The 18036-nt window shown below is 54.5% G+C and carries 13 protein-coding genes; 4 read left to right on the forward strand and 9 right to left on the reverse strand.

Annotation, left to right across the window (positions count from 1 at the left end):
- The first annotated feature begins 50 nt into the window (after positions 1-50).
- The 4 genes from HALTITAN_RS05545 to HALTITAN_RS05560 all read left to right on the forward strand — a co-directional run bounded on the left by HALTITAN_RS05545 (position 51) and on the right by HALTITAN_RS05560 (position 5324).
- A complete protein-coding gene (locus HALTITAN_RS05545) occupies positions 51-1991 on the forward strand; it encodes an SLC13 family permease (RefSeq protein WP_009286509.1) in 1941 nt (646 codons plus the stop codon).
- Positions 1992-2116: 125 nt separating this feature from the next.
- On the forward strand, positions 2117-2875 hold the full coding sequence (locus HALTITAN_RS05550; RefSeq protein ID WP_022523714.1) for a DeoR/GlpR family transcriptional regulator: 759 nt from the start codon (positions 2117-2119) through the stop codon (positions 2873-2875).
- 254 nt (positions 2876-3129) lie between these two features.
- Entirely contained in the window at positions 3130-4617 is a 1488-nt protein-coding gene (glpK, locus tag HALTITAN_RS05555) for a glycerol kinase GlpK (protein WP_027959230.1), read from the forward strand.
- Between the two features lie 482 nt (positions 4618-5099).
- Positions 5100-5324 (forward strand): hypothetical protein, encoded by a 225-nt coding sequence (locus tag HALTITAN_RS05560; RefSeq protein ID WP_022523712.1) that lies wholly within the window; start codon positions 5100-5102, stop codon positions 5322-5324.
- Positions 5325-5380: 56 nt separating this feature from the next.
- Here the strand turns inward: HALTITAN_RS05560 and HALTITAN_RS05565 are convergent, their stop codons facing one another.
- The 9 genes from HALTITAN_RS05565 to betA all read right to left on the reverse strand — a co-directional run bounded on the left by HALTITAN_RS05565 (position 5381) and on the right by betA (position 17871).
- Complete coding sequence (locus tag HALTITAN_RS05565) at positions 5381-7021, reverse strand: glycerol-3-phosphate dehydrogenase/oxidase (RefSeq protein ID WP_039858288.1); 1641 nt, start codon at positions 7019-7021, stop codon at positions 5381-5383.
- Positions 7022-7140: 119 nt separating this feature from the next.
- On the reverse strand, positions 7141-8907 hold the full coding sequence (locus tag HALTITAN_RS05570) for an ABC transporter substrate-binding protein (protein ID WP_022523710.1): 1767 nt from the start codon (positions 8905-8907) through the stop codon (positions 7141-7143).
- Positions 8908-9002: 95 nt separating this feature from the next.
- Positions 9003-9275 carry a DUF2160 domain-containing protein gene (locus HALTITAN_RS05575; RefSeq protein WP_022523709.1) on the reverse strand — a complete coding sequence of 91 codons (273 nt, stop codon included), beginning with the start codon at positions 9273-9275 and terminating at the stop codon, positions 9003-9005.
- Between the two features lie 12 nt (positions 9276-9287).
- The gene (locus tag HALTITAN_RS05580; RefSeq protein ID WP_027959233.1) at positions 9288-10184 is read right to left on the reverse strand and encodes a carbohydrate ABC transporter permease; all 897 of its coding nucleotides are present in this window, start codon (positions 10182-10184) and stop codon (positions 9288-9290) included.
- Position 10185: 1 nt separating this feature from the next.
- Positions 10186-11073, reverse strand: coding sequence for a carbohydrate ABC transporter permease (locus HALTITAN_RS05585; protein WP_022523708.1), 888 nt, complete (start codon positions 11071-11073; stop codon positions 10186-10188).
- Positions 11066-12190: an ABC transporter ATP-binding protein gene (locus HALTITAN_RS05590; RefSeq protein WP_027959234.1), complete on the reverse strand. Its 1125-nt coding sequence runs from the start codon at positions 12188-12190 to the stop codon at positions 11066-11068. Before HALTITAN_RS05590 ends, HALTITAN_RS05585 begins: the two co-directional genes overlap by 8 nt.
- Positions 12183-13280, reverse strand: a complete 1098-nt coding sequence (locus HALTITAN_RS05595; protein ID WP_022523706.1) for an ABC transporter ATP-binding protein — start codon at positions 13278-13280, stop codon at positions 12183-12185. The genes HALTITAN_RS05590 and HALTITAN_RS05595 overlap by 8 nt, the downstream gene beginning before the upstream one ends.
- Positions 13281-13480: 200 nt before the next feature.
- Entirely contained in the window at positions 13481-15967 is a 2487-nt protein-coding gene (locus tag HALTITAN_RS05600; RefSeq protein WP_039858290.1) for an acyl-CoA dehydrogenase, read from the reverse strand.
- Positions 15968-16197: 230 nt separating this feature from the next.
- Entirely contained in the window at positions 16198-17871 is a 1674-nt protein-coding gene (betA, locus tag HALTITAN_RS05605; protein ID WP_027959236.1) for a choline dehydrogenase, read from the reverse strand.
- Positions 17872-18036 lie beyond the last annotated feature (165 nt).

Below are 18036 nucleotides of genomic sequence, written 5' to 3' on the forward strand. Positions count from 1 at the left end.
CATCAATCGCATGGTGAACTTTCAAACGCCAGCAAGGGAGTGGGAAAAGGATGTCGGCTGAGGACATAAGTGTTGAGGGCTCAAGCGCTGAGGGCTCCGGTATTGAAAACGTAAGTATTGAAGCATTGGATCTTGGCGGGTTAACGCTTACACCTAGCACACTGGTGTTTATCGTACTTGGGCTAACGCTCGCCGCGTTTATATGGGGACGCTTTCGTTATGACTTAGTGGCGCTGGCAGCGTTGTTGGGTTCGGTCATGCTGGGGCTTGTGCCGGCCGAAAGCGCTTTCGCCGGTTTCGGCCATCCGGCGGTGATTACCGTGGCCGCTGTACTGGTGCTTAGCCGAGGGTTTGAGCGCTCGGGCGTGGTCGATATTATTGCCAACCAAGTGCTTAAAGTGGGGGAAAACCTGCTGCTCCAACTCCTGGTGCTGGTGGGTACCATTGTTGTGCTGTCAGGTATTATGAATAATGTGGGCGCCCTGGCACTGCTGCTACCGGTAGCAATGCGGCTTGCCCGCGAACACAACACCTCGCCTTCCTTACTGCTTATGCCCCTGGCGTTTGGCTCTCTGCTCGGCGGCCTGACCACGATGATTGGTACCCCACCCAATATCATTATTTCCAGTTATCGCCGTGATGTGACAGATGAAGCATTTAGTATGTTTAGCTTCTCGCCTGTTGGCATCGTAGTTGCGCTGGCGGGGCTGGCCTTTATTGTTCTGGTGGGCTGGCGCTTGACGCCCAAGCGTAGCGGCCAGGCCTCTACGGATGAAATGTTCGATACCGCCAACTATTTAGTCGAATTGAAAGTGGGTGAAGAGTCGAAAGCCAAAGGCTTAACGCTACAGCAGTTGCGCGACGAACTGGACGAAACCATTCCCGTGTTAGCGGTGGTGCGTGATGACAACCGCCGTGCGGGCTATAACTTCCACGGCGCACTGGAAGAGGGCGATATTCTGCTATTAGAAGCAGGGCCTGATGAGCTTCAAATGCTGGAAGACAAAGTAGGGCTAAGCGCGATTGCAGAGTTGGAGGAAGACCCTGAGGCGGAGGATGCTGAGCCTACGGAGAGTGATAAGGATCCTGCGAATAAGAAAGATTCTGCGCAGGATCGACAGCCCGTGGATACCGAGGGCCTGCAACTGATCGAGGCCGTGGTGCGTAACGACTCAATGATGATTAACCGCAGCGTACGCCAGCTCCGCTTAAACCATCAGTTTGGCCTGCACTTGGTGGCTGTCGCACGAGATGGCGGGCGCTTGAAGCAGCGGTTGCGGGATATTCGTTTTAAAAACGGTGATGTTTTGCTCCTCCAGGGCAGTGAAAACGAGATGTCAGATAGCCTGGCCTCGCTTGGGTGTCTACCCCTGGCTAGCCGTGAACTGCATCTGGGGCAGCCACGCAAACTCGCTATGTCGATTGCTATTTTTGCCTTGGCAATCGTCGCCATGCTGTTTGATCTACTCCCCGCAGCGGTGGCCATGAGTAGTGCGGCACTGATTTCGCTCCTGATTGGCGTGTTACCACTCCGGGAAGGGTATCAGGCCATTGATGGCCCCGTCATAGTGCTGCTCGCGGCGATGATTCCCGTGGGCGAAGCATTAGAAACCAGTGGAGGTGCAGATTTGATTGCTAACGCGCTGCTCAGTTTTGGCAGCGATTGGCCGGTGGTGGTGACCATGATAGGGCTGTTTTTACTCTCTATGCTGCTCTCCAATGTGGTTAACAATGCGGCGGCTGCGCTACTGATGGCACCGATTGCGGTGAGCTTAGCCAATGGCTTTGACGTCTCACTGGATCCGTTTTTGATGGTCGTAGCTGTTAGCGCTTCCTGTGCGTTTTTAACCCCTATTGGGCACCAATCCAATACGCTGGTGCTTGGGCCTGGCGGCTACCGCTTTGGTGATTATTGGAAACTGGGCTTGCCGCTATCACTGGTGGTGCTGGTGGTTGCTATCCCAATGATCCTATGGGTGTGGCCGCTTTAATAGGCGAGGTCGCCGCTTGGTCTGTCGGTTTGGCACCTGCGGAATTGTATGAATAGTGCTATTAGGTTTCGAAAATTTTGCTAGATTATGTTCAGATATCAATAAAAATCGAACAGGCCGGGCTTATGAATCAACAATTTCGTCAGGATGCCATTGTCGAGCTGGTTCGTCAGCACGGCTATATGAGTATTGAGCAGCTCACCGATCATTTTGCCGTGACACCACAAACCATCCGTCGCGATTTAAATACCCTGGCCAATGAGGGCCGGGTGAGGCGGGTGCATGGCGGAGTAGGAATCGAGTCGAGTACAGTCAATACCGCCTACAGCACGCGCAAGACACTGCATCTGGAAGAAAAGGAGCGCATTGCCCGCTGTTTAGCACAGCACATCCCGAATCACTCCTCTCTGTTTATTAATATCGGCACCAGCAATGAAGTGATTGCTCAAGCGCTGTTAGAGCACCAGGGCCTTGAGATCATTACCAATAATTTAAATGTTGCCGCTATCCTGCAACATAAAGAGGATTTCACCGTGATTATCGCCGGCGGTCAGGTGCGCTCCCGGGACGGCGGCATTATCGGTGAAGCAACGATCGACTTTATCAATCAGTTCAAAGTGGACTACGGCATTATCGGCATCAGCGGTATCGATGAGGATGGCTCACTGCTGGAGTTTGATTACCAGGAAGTGCGCGTTGCTCAGGCGATTATCGCCAATTCCAGGCGCATCTATCTGGCGGCGGACTACTCTAAATTTCACCGTAACCCGGTTGTTCGGCAAGGTAACCTGGAACAGCTGGATGCGCTATTTACCGACCGCAAACCCCCAGACGCGATTCAGCGCTTGCTGACGCAACACGATGTGGCGCTCTACATTGCTTAATGAGGTGGTTTCAGCCTTGAGCATTTTGGGCGGCTAGAGTAGCCTTGGATGATAATAAAGCGAAAACGTGGAAACCTCTGATTAACTATTGCGCTTGGCCATACAGCGTTAAAAATCGCCTCAAAATGCTCATTTACACCCCGTAAACTCCGCTTTTTCGTTGATTTTTGCCTTGTCTGGCCTGCGCTCATCGCGTTAATCAGAGGTTTCCAATCATACAAAATCGAAAGATAATACAACAAAGCGAACTCGATATGTCCTCTTTTATACTCGCCATTGATCAAGGTACCACCAGTTCTCGCGCCATTCTGTTTGACCGCCAAGGCCAGGTGGCCGCTGTTGCCCAGCAAGAATTCACTCAGCACTTCCCCCACGACGGATGGATTGAGCACAACCCCGAAGACATTTGGGAAACCGTGGTGGCGACTTGCCGAGATGTGATGCGTAACGCTGAAGTTTCCGCCGACCAAATAGCCGGGATCGGCATTACCAACCAGCGGGAAACCACTATTCTGTGGGATCGGAAAACGGGTAAGCCACTCTATAACGCCATCGTTTGGCAGGATCGCCGCACCTCAGATTTATGCCAGTCACTGCGCGATCAAGGCTATACCGATACCGTTCAAGCTAAAACGGGCCTATTGATTGATCCCTACTTTTCAGCCACCAAGCTTGGTTGGGTACTGGACAACGTTGAGGGTGCTCGGGAGCGCGCCGAGCAGGGCGAGTTGGCATTTGGAACGGTAGATAGCTTTTTAATCTGGCGGCTGACAGGCGGTCAGCAGCACGTGACCGATGCCACCAATGCTTCGCGTACAGCGTTGTTTAATATCCATACTCAGGAGTGGGATGAAGAGCTGCTGGCGCTATTTAATATTCCCGCCAATTTATTGCCCGAAGTGAAAGACTCCAGCGATGATTTTGGCACCACCGAAGCGCACTGGCTGGGTGCCGCGCTCCCCATTGCTGGGGTAGCGGGGGATCAGCAGGCTGCTTTAGTGGGGCAGGCGTGCTTTCAACCGGGGATGGGTAAAAGCACCTATGGCACAGGCTGTTTTATGATTGTGAATACCGGTGAAACGCCCTCGCTGTCGCGCAATCGCCTGTTGACCACCATTGGCTACCGGCTTCACGGTAAGCCGACCTATGCCATGGAGGGCAGTATTTTCGTGGCGGGGGCGACGGTGCAGTGGTTACGTGACGGCTTGAACCTGTTTGCCGATGCGTCAGAGACGGAGGCCTTGGCCCAGGAGACCCGCAGTGGCCACAGCGTTTATCTGGTGCCCGCCTTTACCGGCTTGGGCGCTCCACACTGGGATCCCAAAGCCCGCGGCGCTATTTTTGGGTTAACTCGCGATACCGGTATCGCTGAAATAGTCGCTGCAGGCCTGCAAGCGGTGTGCTATCAAACCCGAGACCTCCAGCACTGTATGAACGACGACATGGAGGCCGCACCAGGCACTTTGCGCGTCGACGGTGGCATGGTGAAGAACAGCTGGGTGATGCAGTTTCTTGCCGATATGCTGGGTGTCCAGGTGGATCGCCCTACGATTTTGGAAACCACGGCGCTGGGGGCTGCTTACTTAGCCGGGTTGCGTTTAGGTTGGTATCAAACCCTCGAAGAGATTGAGCAGCTGTGGCGCTGTGAGAAGAGCTTTATGCCTGCTATGGAGGAGACCACTCGCGAGCAGCTCTATCAAGGCTGGTTGGATGCGGTTTCGCGCGTGCGCTCCACGCCTTAGGTAATAACGATTTAGCCCACTACTTAAGCACACTATCTATTAACTCTTTCGATTCTTTATAATGCGGCGGCCAATTAAACCATTGGCCGCCTTTCTTCGCTTTTAGCGCCCCTCATGAAAGTCTTTAACACACTTAACACTTAATGAGTGTTTATGTAGTCGAGTTACAACCACCCCTGCTGCCAATGATGCATTGTGGGTTTTGTTGCAGTGAACCATAGTGAAGCCATGGATCAGGAGGGTGCTTCGTTATCCCGAGTCACTGCCCTGATCTCTGCTACAGAACCATAGCGCTTCAGTATTACCCGAGCGCTAAAGGCGAAGGTCTTGCAAAGCTTGTGACCGTTTCGCAGTTGCCGAACTGGGCACTTATCCGGCCCAGCATGAGTAGCAACGTCACCATACGTCGTTAACTAAGATGGCTGCTTTTTTTAACCGATAGTCGGTTAAGCAGCGGATGACCATACCATGAGGTATTACTAATGAACTGCATCGAACTGAGCCAACAAGCCGACAGCATCGCCAGCACTTTCAGCAAACAAGATCTCGCTAGACTTGTTGTGGCACTGAAGGGCAACCGTGAATCACTGCAGCATGCCGTTGAGGTCATCGACACAGTGGATAGCCGCTCAGGCTGCACACTGGAAGAAGCTTGGGATGAAGTGCTCTCAGGGGACTCTCAAATGCGAATTGAAGACGAAGAGTAGGGCATCGCTTATTGATTGTTTGAGCCCCCTCACTTAGGTGAGGGGGCTTTTTTACGCTAAACCGCTGTCGATGTCGGCGGAAGTGCAGTATCGCGATTTTGTTCGAAGTACTGGCTAAATCGATTTTCAGCATCGTCACCAAACAGTACCCGACACGCTTCCTTTAAACCTGTGGAATGGCGTAACTGCTCATGAGGTACCACCAGAGAAACTTTGGCGCGGCGGCGCAGGAAGTCCTCAAGCTGGGTGATCATCTCGTGGTCGCGGGCATGCTCAATTTCACAACGGATGTACTCAGTGCCTTCAATGAGGATTTCGCCCTGAGCGGGATCCTGACGAATTTTCTCCAGCATCGGTATGGCTTGATCGGCATAGCGCCGCCACAGCCGAGAGGAGAGCAGCTCCGATGACGTAGAGGCGGTCATGGCATCCAGGTTCATACGCTTGGCTTGATCCATAAACTGCTGTTTCACGGGCTTGGCAGGTTCCCCGTACCACCGAAAGTTGGGGTCTGAAAGTGAAACGCCCAGGCGGCTGATCTCTTCGGCAATCTCATCCCCCACGTTCAAACAGTCGGTAAGTTTGCCACCAAAGATGCTGATATGCGCACTCTCAACGTTGGTATCGACCACATGCTTGCGAGAAAGCTGTAAAAAGTCTCGGTCACTGCCCTGATCATCTTTGATGGCTAAAGGCCTTACGCCACAGCGTGTCGAGATAATGTCGTCTTGTGTGAGCGGTTGATCTAGCGTTAGGCGTTTATTGATATTTTCCAGCACAAAGGCGATATCGTCAGCAGTAACGTCCACCTCTGGATGCTCCATATGGGTATCGGTAGTGCCGATACAGGTGCGATTGCCCATGGGAATGACGAAGAACAGCCTTCCATCGTCGGCAAAAAATGCCAACACCCGCTGTGAATCGGTTAGCTGTGGAACGATGAGGTGAATGCCCTTGGAGTAGAGGTGATGATGGGTAGTCTTTTGGCCGGTCAGCTCGTTATGCTGATCTACCCAGGGGCCAGCAGCGTTGATTAATACCTTGGCATGAATATCGAAGGTGCTGCCATCCATCACGTTGTGCGCTTTGGTCACCCATAGGTCGCCGACCCGTTCGGCGCCGAGTGACTCGACGTAGTTGGCGGCAATTGCTCCATAGTTAAGCGCGTGGCGCACAAAGTTGAACACAAAGCGTGCGTCATTATCGTGGAGGTAGGCGTCGGAGTACTCGAAGCCGCCAACGGCGTCCTCAATATCGATAATGGGTTCTTGCTGCTTAATCTTGTTAGGCGAAAGCAGGCGGGGCAGTTTAGTGAAGCCGTTGCCCATCAGCCAGTAAAGCCAGGTGCCCGCCCATAGGTAGCGTGGTGAGTGGCGGAAACCTTTCGAAATAGTGGTCAGGAAACGAATCTCCTGCACGGTAGAGGGGTAACTCTTTATCAAGTGATTGCGGCTTTTGCACAATTTTCGAACCAGTGCAAAATCCTTGCTTTCCATGTATTTAATGCCTCCCCAAACTAAGTTGGAGGAGTGCATGCTGGTGCTGCCGGCGAAGTCGCCGCGATCAATCAGTGCGACTTTAGCGCCTTTTCCAGCCAGCGCCGCCGCAGTGGCCGCGCCATTGATACCGCCCCCTATAATCAGGGCATCAAAGGTCTCGGTAGGTAATTTTTCTATATTTCGATTTCGCAGTTTCATAGCGGATCCAATTAACAAATAAATAGCCCTGGTGCCCTGGGTGTTTTCTCTTGTGCTATGGCCTGCCGCCAATGAAACCCTTGCAGGGCGGTTGCCCACCCTGCAAGCGTTACGCGTGATTACTCTTGGCGCGTACCGGCTGCCATCCAGGCTTCCATCATTTCGTCATAAGGAACGGTGGTGCCTTGGGGCATTTCATTGTCCAGCTTGGCTTTGGGTGCGCCTTCCTGATCCAGCCAGTATTGCGGATCCTGCTCTTCATTGAGCACGGGCGCATAGCTGTCGAAGACGTTGGCCCTGGCTAGGCGATGCATGGTGCTGTCCATATCCGACGCCAGTTTGTCCAAGCCTTCCTGAGGCGTGACTTCACCACTCATGACAGGCGCCAGGTTTTGCCACCACAGTGGGGCCATGCGTGGGTAGTCAGGCACATTGGTGCCGGTAGGCGTCCAGTTCGACTCGTTGGGGCTGCGGTAGAACTCCACCAGGCCGCCTAATTTGGGGGCCATCTCGGTCATCTGCTCAGAGAAGATGTCAGATTCACGAATCGGCGTTAGACCGTGCATCAGTTTTTCCAAAGACACCGTTTTAGACACGGTGAACTGGCCGAACAGCCACGCCGCGGTGCGACGATCTTCCGGCGTTGAATCGAAGAACGTCCAGGCGCCTACATCTTGGTAGCCGACCTTCATACCCTCTTCCCAGTACGGGCCGGTGGGGGATGGAGCCATGCGCCATAGCGGGTTGCCTTCGTCATCGGTCACTGCGACTGCAGGGTCGGTCATGTCGGCAGTAAAGGCGGTGTACCAGAAAATCTGCTGGGCAATGTGTCCCTGCGCAGGTACCGGGCCAGCCTCACCAAAGGTCATGCCCTGTGCTTCAGGAGGGGCATAGTCACGCAGCCAATCGACGGCTTTTTGCATGGCAAATACCGAGGCCGGTGAGTTAGTAGCACCGCCGCGGCTTACGCTTGCGCCTACTGGCTGGCTATCTTCGTTGACGCGGATACCCCAGTCATCCACCGGGTTGCCGGAAGGGACGCCGGGGCTGCCCATACCTGCCATGGAGAGCCAGGAGTCGTGGAAGCGCCAGCCCAGTGACGGATCGCGGCGGCCGTAATCCATATGGCCATACACCTTGGTGCCATCTATTTCGCCGACATGCTCGGTAAAGAACTCGGCGATATCTTGATAGGCCGTCCAGTTAGTGGGAACGCCAAGAGGGTAGCCGTAGACCTCTTCGAACTGTGCCATCAGCTCAGGGTCGGTAAACCAGTCATAGCGGAACCAGTAGAGGTTAGCGAACTGTTGGGTGGGCAGTTGAAAGAGGCTGCCATCTGGCCCGGTGCCGTACTGCAGTCCAATAAAGTCGTCTAAATCCAGGGTGGGCAACGTATAGTCGGCCCACTCGTTCTCCATCGCTTCAGACAGGTTGATGGTGGTGCCATAACGAATATGCGTGCCGATGGAGTCGGTGTCATTGACGAAGCCATCGTAGATGCTGTTACCCGACTGCATCTGATTCTGCATGGTGTCCACCACATCACCTTCACCGATGATGTTGTGGGTCAGGTTAATGCCGGTCAGCTCACTAAAGGCTTCTGCAAGCACTTCACTTTCATAAACGTGAGTCGTGAGGCCTTCAGCCACGGTTTGAATATCCATGCCGCGGAAAGGCTCGGCAGCGTTGGCAAACCACATCAGCTCTTCGATCTGCTCTTCGCGGCTCAGGGTTGAGTTCTGGAAGTGCTCGTCGACCAAGCGTTCAGCGATGGCACGGGTATCCTGCTCTTGCGCTGACAGCGTTCCCGACGCCAGCAACAAGCTGGCGGCGAGGGTTGTCAGTTTGAATTTAGTCAGTTTGGATTTATTGTCGTGCTTTTGCATGTTGACCTCGTTTTGTTGTGTTCTTCCTTGATGGCTTGGCCGTCCTTGATACCGATTAAACGCTGATGGCATTTCCCAAGGGCTAGTCCCAAGGGCTATCCCCAGCGCATTAAAACCAGCAGCCATACGGCTGATACCGCTAGTGCTATCCAAATGGAAAGTGACGTGAAGCCGATCACGCCCAAATGGATAAAGGCTGCGGAGAGCAGGCCGATAAACAGCCGATCCCCGCGAGTGGTGGCAATGGGTAAAAAACCTTTGCGTTCAACAGTGGGCGACATGATCTCCCATACCGTCATGCCTGCCAGCATGGCCGCAATGGATGAAAAGAATATGGCGGTGGGCACTGTCCATACCATCCAAGACATAGCGAGATCTCCTCAGGTACGGCCCAGGGCAAAGCCCTTGGCGATATGGTTACGAACGAAGTAGACCACCAGAATGCCGGGAATGATGGTGAGTACACCGGCGGCGGCCAAAGTGCCCCAGTCAATCCCAGAAGCAGTCGATGTGCGCGTCATGATCATGCCAATGGGCTGGGCGTCAGTGGCTGTCAACGTGCGGGCCAGCAACAGCTCCACCCAGGAGAACATGAACAGGAAGAACAGCGTGACGCCAATGCCTGAGCGGATCATGGGGATAAAAATCTTGACGAAAAAGCGCGGAAAGCTATAGCCGTCGATATAGGCGGTTTCATCGATCTCTTTAGGCACGCTGCTCATAAAGCCCTCCAAAATCCAGATAGCAAGGGGGATATTGAACAGGCAGTGAGCCAGCGCGACGGCGATGTGGGTATCGAACAGGCCTACCGAGTAGTAGAGCTGGAAGTAGGGCAGCAGAAATACCGCAGGTGGCGCCATTAGGTTGGTCAGCAGCCAGAAAAATAGATGCTTGTCGCCAATAAAGGTGTAGCGGCTAAAGGCGTAGGCGGCGGGTAGCGCGACGCAGATGGTGATGAGCATATTCATCGCTACGTAGAGCATCGAGTTGACGTAGCCCATGTACCAGCTTGAGTTGGTGAAAATGCCGATGTAGTTATCAAAAGTAAGGTTCTGGGGCCACAGCGTCATCGAGCCGAGAATTTCGCTATTGGTCTGTAGCGACATATTGATCAGCCAGTAAATGGGCAGAATCATCAGCGCCAGATACAGGCCAAGCAAGAGACGCGAGCGCCAGTGTGCACGGGCGGTGCGGTTACGCCGCTTGGCCGGTGAAACCTTGCTAAAAATCGTGTTGTACTTTTCACCGCGCTGGGTGTTTTCGAGTTGATAGCTCATGTTAGGCACCTCCGTGCGGCGGTTTGTCTTTCTGCATATTCATAATGGTGGTGTAGAACACCCAGCTCACCAGCAGAATGACCAGGAAGTAGATCAGCGAGAAAGCTGCAGAAGGGCCTAAATCCTGTTGGCCGACAGCCATAGTGGTTAGTGATTGACTTAAGAAAGTGGTGGCGCTGCCCGGCCCGCCGCCCGTCAGTACAAAGGGTTCGGCGTAGATCATAAAAGAGTGCATAAAGCGCAGCAGCACGGCAATGACCAGCACGTTGGTTAGCTTGGGGAGCTGAATGTAGCGGAACACCGCCCATTTTGAGGCACGGTCGATACGTGCTGCTTGATAGTAGGCTTCGGGAATCGAGCGGAGACCGCTATAGCACAGCATGGCCACCAGCGGCGTCCAGTGCCACACGTCCATTAAAATGATGGTTACCCAGGCGTCGCCGGCATTACGGGTAATGTTGTATTCAATGCCCAGTTCGCGCAGGCCCCAGCCCATTAAGCCGATATCGCCACGGGTAAAGATTTGCCAGATACTGCCCACTACGTTCCAGGGAATCAGCAACGGCAGGGTAATCAGGATCAACACCGCCGAGGCTTGCCAACCGCGTTTGGGCATAATGAGCGCGATGCCAATCCCTAGCGGAATCTGAATAGCCAGAATAATCAGCGAGAACGAAATTTGGCGCAGAAACGCTGCCTGCAGCGCGTCGTCGTTGAGCATGCTTTGAAACCACTCAGTGCCGGTAAAAAAGCGTGCGTTCGGCCCGAGCACGTCCTGCACCGAGTAGTTGACCACGGTCATGAGCGGAATGATGGCGGAGAAGGCCACCAACACCAGCATGGGAAGCACCAGTAGCCAGGCTCTGTTATTGGGTACCTTGTTATTCATGACCAGCCTCCACCAGGTATTCATCGATATACAGCGCTACGTGAGCAGCATCGAAGTGCGCAAACGCCGCTTCACTGACCGGCGGATGGCCTTCGGGCAGGCGTGCCTTAAACGTTTGCTCGTTGAGTTTGAAGGTCAGCAGGGAGTAGGTGCCCAGGTCTTGCACGCTGGTCACCTGAATCGGCACGCTATTGGCCACTTCACTTGAGGAAATGGCGATAAACTCGGGGCGGATGCCTAGTTTTATATTGTTATGGCTAATATCGTTAGCGCTGGCATTGGCAGCGCTGGCGACAGCGTGTTTCATCTGCTCGCTAACCGGCAGTGGCTGTGTGCCGAACATTACCTGATCGTCGCGATATTCCACGGCCATAAAATTCATGCCCGGGCTGCCAATAAAGTAACCCACAAAGGTATGCGCAGGGCGCTCGAACAGCTCACGTGGGGTGCCGAATTGCACCACCTGGCCCTCATACATCACGGCAATTTTATCCGCGAAAGTAGAGGCCTCGAGCTGATCGTGGGTCACGTAGATCATGGTGATATTGAAGCGCTCGTGAATCTCTTTGAGCTTGCGACGCAGCTTCCACTTTAGCTGCGGGTCGATAACGGTGAGCGGCTCATCAAACAGAATCGCCGTTACGTCGTCACGTACCAGCCCACGGCCCATGGAGACCTTCTGCTTCTCGTCGGCGGTCAGGTTTTTGGCCTTACGATCCAGCAAAGGGGTCAGCTCAAGAATATCGGCGACTTCGAGTACCTTGGGTTTCACCCGGTACTCGGGGGTATTCATATTGCGCAGGGGAAAGGCAAGATTATCGAACACCGTCATGGTGTCGTAGATCACCGGAAACTGGAACACCTGGGCAATATTGCGCTCTTCTGGGGGCAGCTCATTGACCCGCTGACCGTCGAAAAGTACGTCACCCTCCGAGGGTTCAAGCAGGCCCGAAATAATGTTCAGAAGGGTCGATTTACCGCACCCTGATGGGCCCAATAGGGCATAGGCGCCGCCCTGGTGCCATACGTGATCCATCTGCCGGATGGCGTAATCCGCCGCACCTTTGGGCGTTTTTTCGTAGGAGTGCGCCAAGCCTTTTAGTGTGATCTCAGCCATGGGCAGCTCCTCCCTGACGTGCAGGAATATGTACCGTGTGACCCTGCTTGTCGAAGGCGTAAAGTTGATGGGTGGGGAAGTAAACTTTCAGAGGTTCATTAACACTAAACTGGTGAATACCCGCTAAGTGCAGCACTAAGGGGAAGCGTTCGTGGCGAACATGCAGGAAGGTTTCAGAGCCGCTAATTTCCGCTACATCCACATGGACATCCAGGGCCAGGTCATCGGCCTGTTGGGGTTGTAGAGTGAGATGCGAAGCTCGCACGCCAAAGTCGTAATCACCCGGTTCAAGACGCTTTAGCTCGTCATCGCAGGGAAAGTGAAGCGTTTGGTCGAAGGTGATCTCGCTGTCGGTCAGCTGACCGGGAACGATATTGATTGGGGGTTCGGAGAACATTTCTGCGCTAAAGCGGCCATTGGGCTCGCGATAGACCTGCTCGGTAGGGCCGTATTGGAGAAGCCTGCCTTCGTGCAGTACCGCCGTGTTACCGCCCAGCGCTAACGCTTCATTGGGCTCGGTGGTGGCGTATACCGCAATACAGTTACGCGCTTTAAACAGGTCACGCAACTCATCGCGTAGCTCTTCGCGGAGCTTATAATCCAGATTGACCAGCGGTTCATCAAACAGAATTAAATCGGCATCTTTGATCAAGGCCCGCCCCATGGCGGTACGCTGCTGCTGGCCACCAGAGAGTTCCTGCGGGTAGCGGTTAAGCAGGTGCTCGATATGCAGCATTTCAGCAATTTCGCCAACCCGTTTATCAATTTCGCTTTTTGGGTGTTTGGCCAGTTTAAGCGGCGACGCAATGTTGTCGTAAACGGTGAGGCTGGGGTAGTTGATAAACTGCTGGTACACCATGGAGACATTGCGTTTACGCACTGAGACGTTCGTGACGTCTTTGCCATCCATAATAATTTTGCCGCGGGTGGGTGGTTCAAGCCCCGCCATTAGGCGCATTAAAGTGGTTTTGCCAGCAAGTGTTCGCCCAAGCAGCACATTAAAGGATCCTGGCTCTAGGGCTAAGTCTATCCCACTGATATGGGGCACACCGTTAACGATGTGATCGATATTTTGCAAATGTAAGGACATGCCGATCTCGCTAGCGTCATTGTTGTTGGATAAGGTAGATCGTTTTCGTTTACGAAAGGCTAGTTGATCGTTTGCGAACTTGCAACGCGTTTTTGGTTCCTTGGTCTACGCATTTAGGTGTAGAAAGTGAACACAAAAAAGCCGACTCCTGGCATACAGGAGTCGGCTATCTTTACAGGTAATGCTTTGAAAAAGAGGTATTACTTAACGTTTTCTTCCTCCTGCTTAGGCGCTACCACAGGTTTTCCGTTGTGCTCGATCAGCGTGGACTTATTCTTGGCAAAGGCATCGTAGGCAAAATCGTCCACGGTGAGCATTTCCAGTACTTCGGCCTCGAAGGTACGCATAAAGTCGGCATCCTCTTCATTGATCAGGCCTTTTTCCAGACCGGCTTCTACACGTGCCTCAGGATGCAGCGCCGTTTGCGGGAGTTTGCCTTTAGCATACGCCTTGTTCACCGTGCGGTAGATCGCCTCGGCGCGGTCATAATCGACCAGCAAAGCGTTGTAGCGCGCCAGCGGGTTGCGCTGTTCACCGTCGTCTGCATCCCAGGTGTTTTCCAGCAGCTTGGTGCGCAGGGCACTGTGTGTAGACACACGCTTAGCGATATCCCGGGCCAGGTCATCGTGGGGTTTATTCCAGCGGCGACCGGTGGGCATTACTACGGCGTTGAGCGTTTTACCTAGCGCACGGTTGGGTAGATTATCGAAAATCTCCACAAACGCCTGCTCGGCACGCTGGAGCAGGAAGCGGCAGCTGTAGTGCAACAGCGCCTCTTCGCCTTCTACTTTACTGCCTGCCTGCCACTGCTTGAGTACCATTGAGGTGAGATAGAGGTTAGACAGCACATCCCCCAGCCGTGCAGAGATCATTTCACGTTTCTTCAGCGCTGAACCCAGGCTTGCCATGGCAGCATCGGCACACAGGCCAAAGCCAGCGGAGAGGCGGGCAATATCCTGGGCATAGGCGGCGGCGGGGCCGTCGAAGGGTACGCTGGCTTTACCAATGCCAAAGCCGAGGGTAAAGGCGCGCGCAGCGTTACCAAAGATCAAGCCCGCGTGACCGAAGAAGGCTTTATCGAACGCCTGCATATCGTTGGCGTCTTTGGCGGCCAGTTCTTCTAGTACGTAGGGGTGGCAGCGAATAGCACCCTGACCAAAGATCATCAGGTTGCGGGTCATGATGTTGGCGCCTTCCACGGTGATCGCCACCGGGTTGGCGCTGTAACCGATACCGAGGTAGTTGCGCGGGCCAAGAGTGACCGCCTTGCCGCCGTGAACGTCCATCGCATCGCTAAGCAATACGCGCTGGAACTCGGTCAACTGGCTCTTCAGGATGGCTGAGGGCACGGCGGGTTTTTCGCCGTGGTCGATCATATTGGCGGTTTGATACACGGTGGCCTGGGAGATATAGGCCAGCGCCGTCATGCGGGCGAGGGGCTCTTGCACACCTTCCATTTCGGCAACCGGCACGTTGAACTGACGACGAACACGGGTGAAACCGCCGCTCCAGCCCAGGGCGTAACGCGCGGTGCCGGTGGCGCCTGACGGCAGCGTGATGCAGCGGCCGATAGACAGACACTCCACCAGCATCCGCCAGCCCTGGCCGATCATGTCTGGGCCGCCAATGATGGTGTCCAGCGGAACAAAGACATCTTTGCCGATAATCGGGCCGTTCATAAACGGGCTGCCGATAGGGTGGTGACGGCGGCCGATTTCCATGCCGTCGGTATCGCGGGGAATCAACGCCAGGGTAATACCGCGATCTTCTTCGTCACCCAGCAATTTTTCCGGGTCAAACAGACGGAAGGCAAGACCAACGACTGTGGCGATGGGCGCCAGAGTGATCCAGCGTTTTTCGAAGTTAAGGCGCAGGCCGATCACTTCTTCGCCGTTAATGGTTTGCTTACATACAACGCCAGTGTCTGGCAGCGAGGTAGCGTCAGAACCTGCGCGGGGGCCGGTGAGGCCAAAACAGGGGATCTCGCGGCCATCGGATAAGCGCGGCAGGTAATGATCTTTCTGCTCTTGGGTACCGTATTTAAGCAGCAGCTCGCCAGGGCCGAGGGAGTTGGGTACGCCCACGGTCACCATCAGGGTTTCATTGACGGAGAGCTTCTGCAGTACCATGGACTGAGCCTTAGCCGAGAAGCCAAGACCACCGTACTCCTTCGGAATAATCATGCCGAAGAAACCCTCTTTTTTCAGGTAGTCCCAAAGCTGCTGGGGCAGGTCGGCGCGCTCCTGGGCGATGTCCCAGGCGTTGCACATGCCAGCGGCTTTCGCACACTGATTGGCTAGGAAGGCTTTCTCATCGTCGCGTAGGCCATCGTCTTTAAAGGCGAGCAGTTTTTCCCACTGGGGTTTGCCTGAAAATAGCTCTCCGTCCCAGGAAACGCTGCCCGCTTCCAGAGCTGTGCGCTCGGTGGCGGAAACTTTGGGGGCGACTTTTTTAAAGGTGGCGAATAAGCGCGGTGTGAGCCACTTGCGACGCAGTGCAGGCAGGCCTGCCACGGCTACTGCCGCAGCGCCAAGAAGCAGCAGACCACCAATGATTTCCGCGTCAAACAGTAGGCCAACAAGGCCTAATACGCCAAACACAGCTAGCGCCGCGGGAGCGCCTGCTTCGCGACGCATGACCACGAGCAAGCCGACAATGGCGAGCACGATCAGAAGTAGGGTGAGCATAGGTTATCTCTCTTTTTGCTGGCCACTGTTGCAGGCCGACTGTTGTTAATAAAACGCGAGTAACATCGTTGTTGAGATATTGAGTCGAACACTTGTTTGAATATTGGCAGATGGGGGCTATCACACGCAAGTTTTTAGGCACGTTTGGCGTAGCTTGTTCCTTTAACGTAGCCAAAAAAAACGCCATGGCGACAAGCCATGGCGTTTGGAGTAAAAAACAGACTAAATGTTCAGGCGCGTTTGGCCGGTGCTCCGTTGGCGACGTAATAGTCAACGCTGGCACGGGGAAGCGGCTCATGGCCTTTGATACGGTCGGCGATTTTCTCGGCCAACATAATGGTGGGCGCATTCAGGTTGCCGGTGGGAATCACCGGGAACAGTGAGGCATCTACGACGCGAAGGCCTTCAATACCATGGACACGACCCTGGCCGTCGGTGACGGCCATTTCACCCTCGCCCATACGGCAGCTACCGCAGGGGTGGTAGGCGGTTTCGGCGTGCTGTTTGACGAAGGCATCGAGCTCGGCATCCGACTGCACGTCGGGCCCTGGTGCTATCTCGCGACCACGGTATTTATCAAAGGCTGGCTGAGCGATGATATCGCGAGTCAGGCGAATAGCATCGCGGAACTCTTCCCAATCTTTCTCTTTGGCCATGTAGTTGAACAGGATGCTGGGCGCGGCGTGTGGATCTTTCGAGGTAAGTCGAATACGACCACGGCTTTCTGAACGCATGGAGCCAACGTGGGCCTGGAAGCCATGGGCCTGCACCGCGCTCTTGCCGTTATAGCTAATGGCAATGGGCAGGAAGTGGTATTGCAGATTGGGCCACTCCTCTTCATCGCGGCTGCGGATAAAACCACAGGATTCAAACTGGTTGCTGGCGCCCACGCCGGTGCCATTGAACAGCCATTCAGCACCAATTTTGGGCTGGTTGTACCACTTTAGCGCGGGGTAGAGCGAGATGGGTTCTTTGCACTCGTACTGGATGTACATCTCCAGGTGATCCTGGAGGTTTTCACCTACGCCGGGCAGGGCGTGAACCGTCTCGATACCCAGTTCCTTCAGCAGTTCAGGGTTGCCGATGCCTGAGCGCTGCAGAATCTGCGGGGAAGCGATGGCGCCACCGCACAGGAGTACTTCACGGCGGGCGTAGGCCTGCTGTTTTTCGCCTTTCTGCTCATAACGTACCCCCACCGCACGTTTACCTTCGAATTCAATAATATCGGTAACGGCATGGGTTTCGATGGTGAGGTTGTGGCGCTGTTTGGCGGTATCCAGGTAGCCGCGGGCCGTTGATGCGCGGCGGCCTTTGGGCGTGACGAAGCGATCCATAGGGCCGAAGCCTTCTTGCTGGTAGCCGTTAACGTCTTCGGTTTCCGGGTAGCCAGCCTGCTTGCCGGCTTCAATAAAGGTGCGATAAAGCGGGTTGTTATCCGCTTTGGGCGTGGTCACGCTGACCGGGCCGTCGCCACCGTGGTAGCTGTTGGGTCCAATGTCGCGGGCTTCGCACTTTTTGAAGTAGGGCAGGCAGCTTAGGTAGTCCCAATCTTCGAGGCCGGGCTGTTTGGCCCAGTTGTCGTAATCGAGTGCATTACCGCGGATATAGCACATGCCGTTAATCAGTGAGGAGCCGCCCAACCCTTTGCCACGACCACACTCCATGCGGCGACCATCCATATGTGGCTCGGGGTCGGTTTCAAACGCCCAGTTGTAGCGCTTGCCCTGTAGTGGGAATGCCAAGGCAGCGGGCATTTGGGTGCGGAAATCGAAGCGGTAGTCGGGCCCGCCCGCTTCTAACAGCAATACGCTGACGTTGCTGTCTTCGGTGAGGCGAGTAGCAAGCACATTGCCCGCCGAGCCTGCGCCGATAATGATGTAATCAAATTCGCGTGGTTGAGACATAGTGTCTCCTTAAGAAATCTGGCGAGTCGAGGAAGTGAGCCGGTAGGCATAAAAGCGAAGCGTCTTTTTCAGGGCCGGAAAGTGCTCCATGCGATTCCAGCATTCCCGCCATCCTTGGCGGTCAGATGAAAAAGCCGAGCGCCCATGGATGGGTTCACAGCGTCT

Origin of the sequence: Vreelandella titanicae BH1 (genome assembly GCF_000336575.1) — a bacterium.
GTDB lineage: Bacteria > Pseudomonadota > Gammaproteobacteria > Pseudomonadales > Halomonadaceae > Vreelandella > Vreelandella titanicae.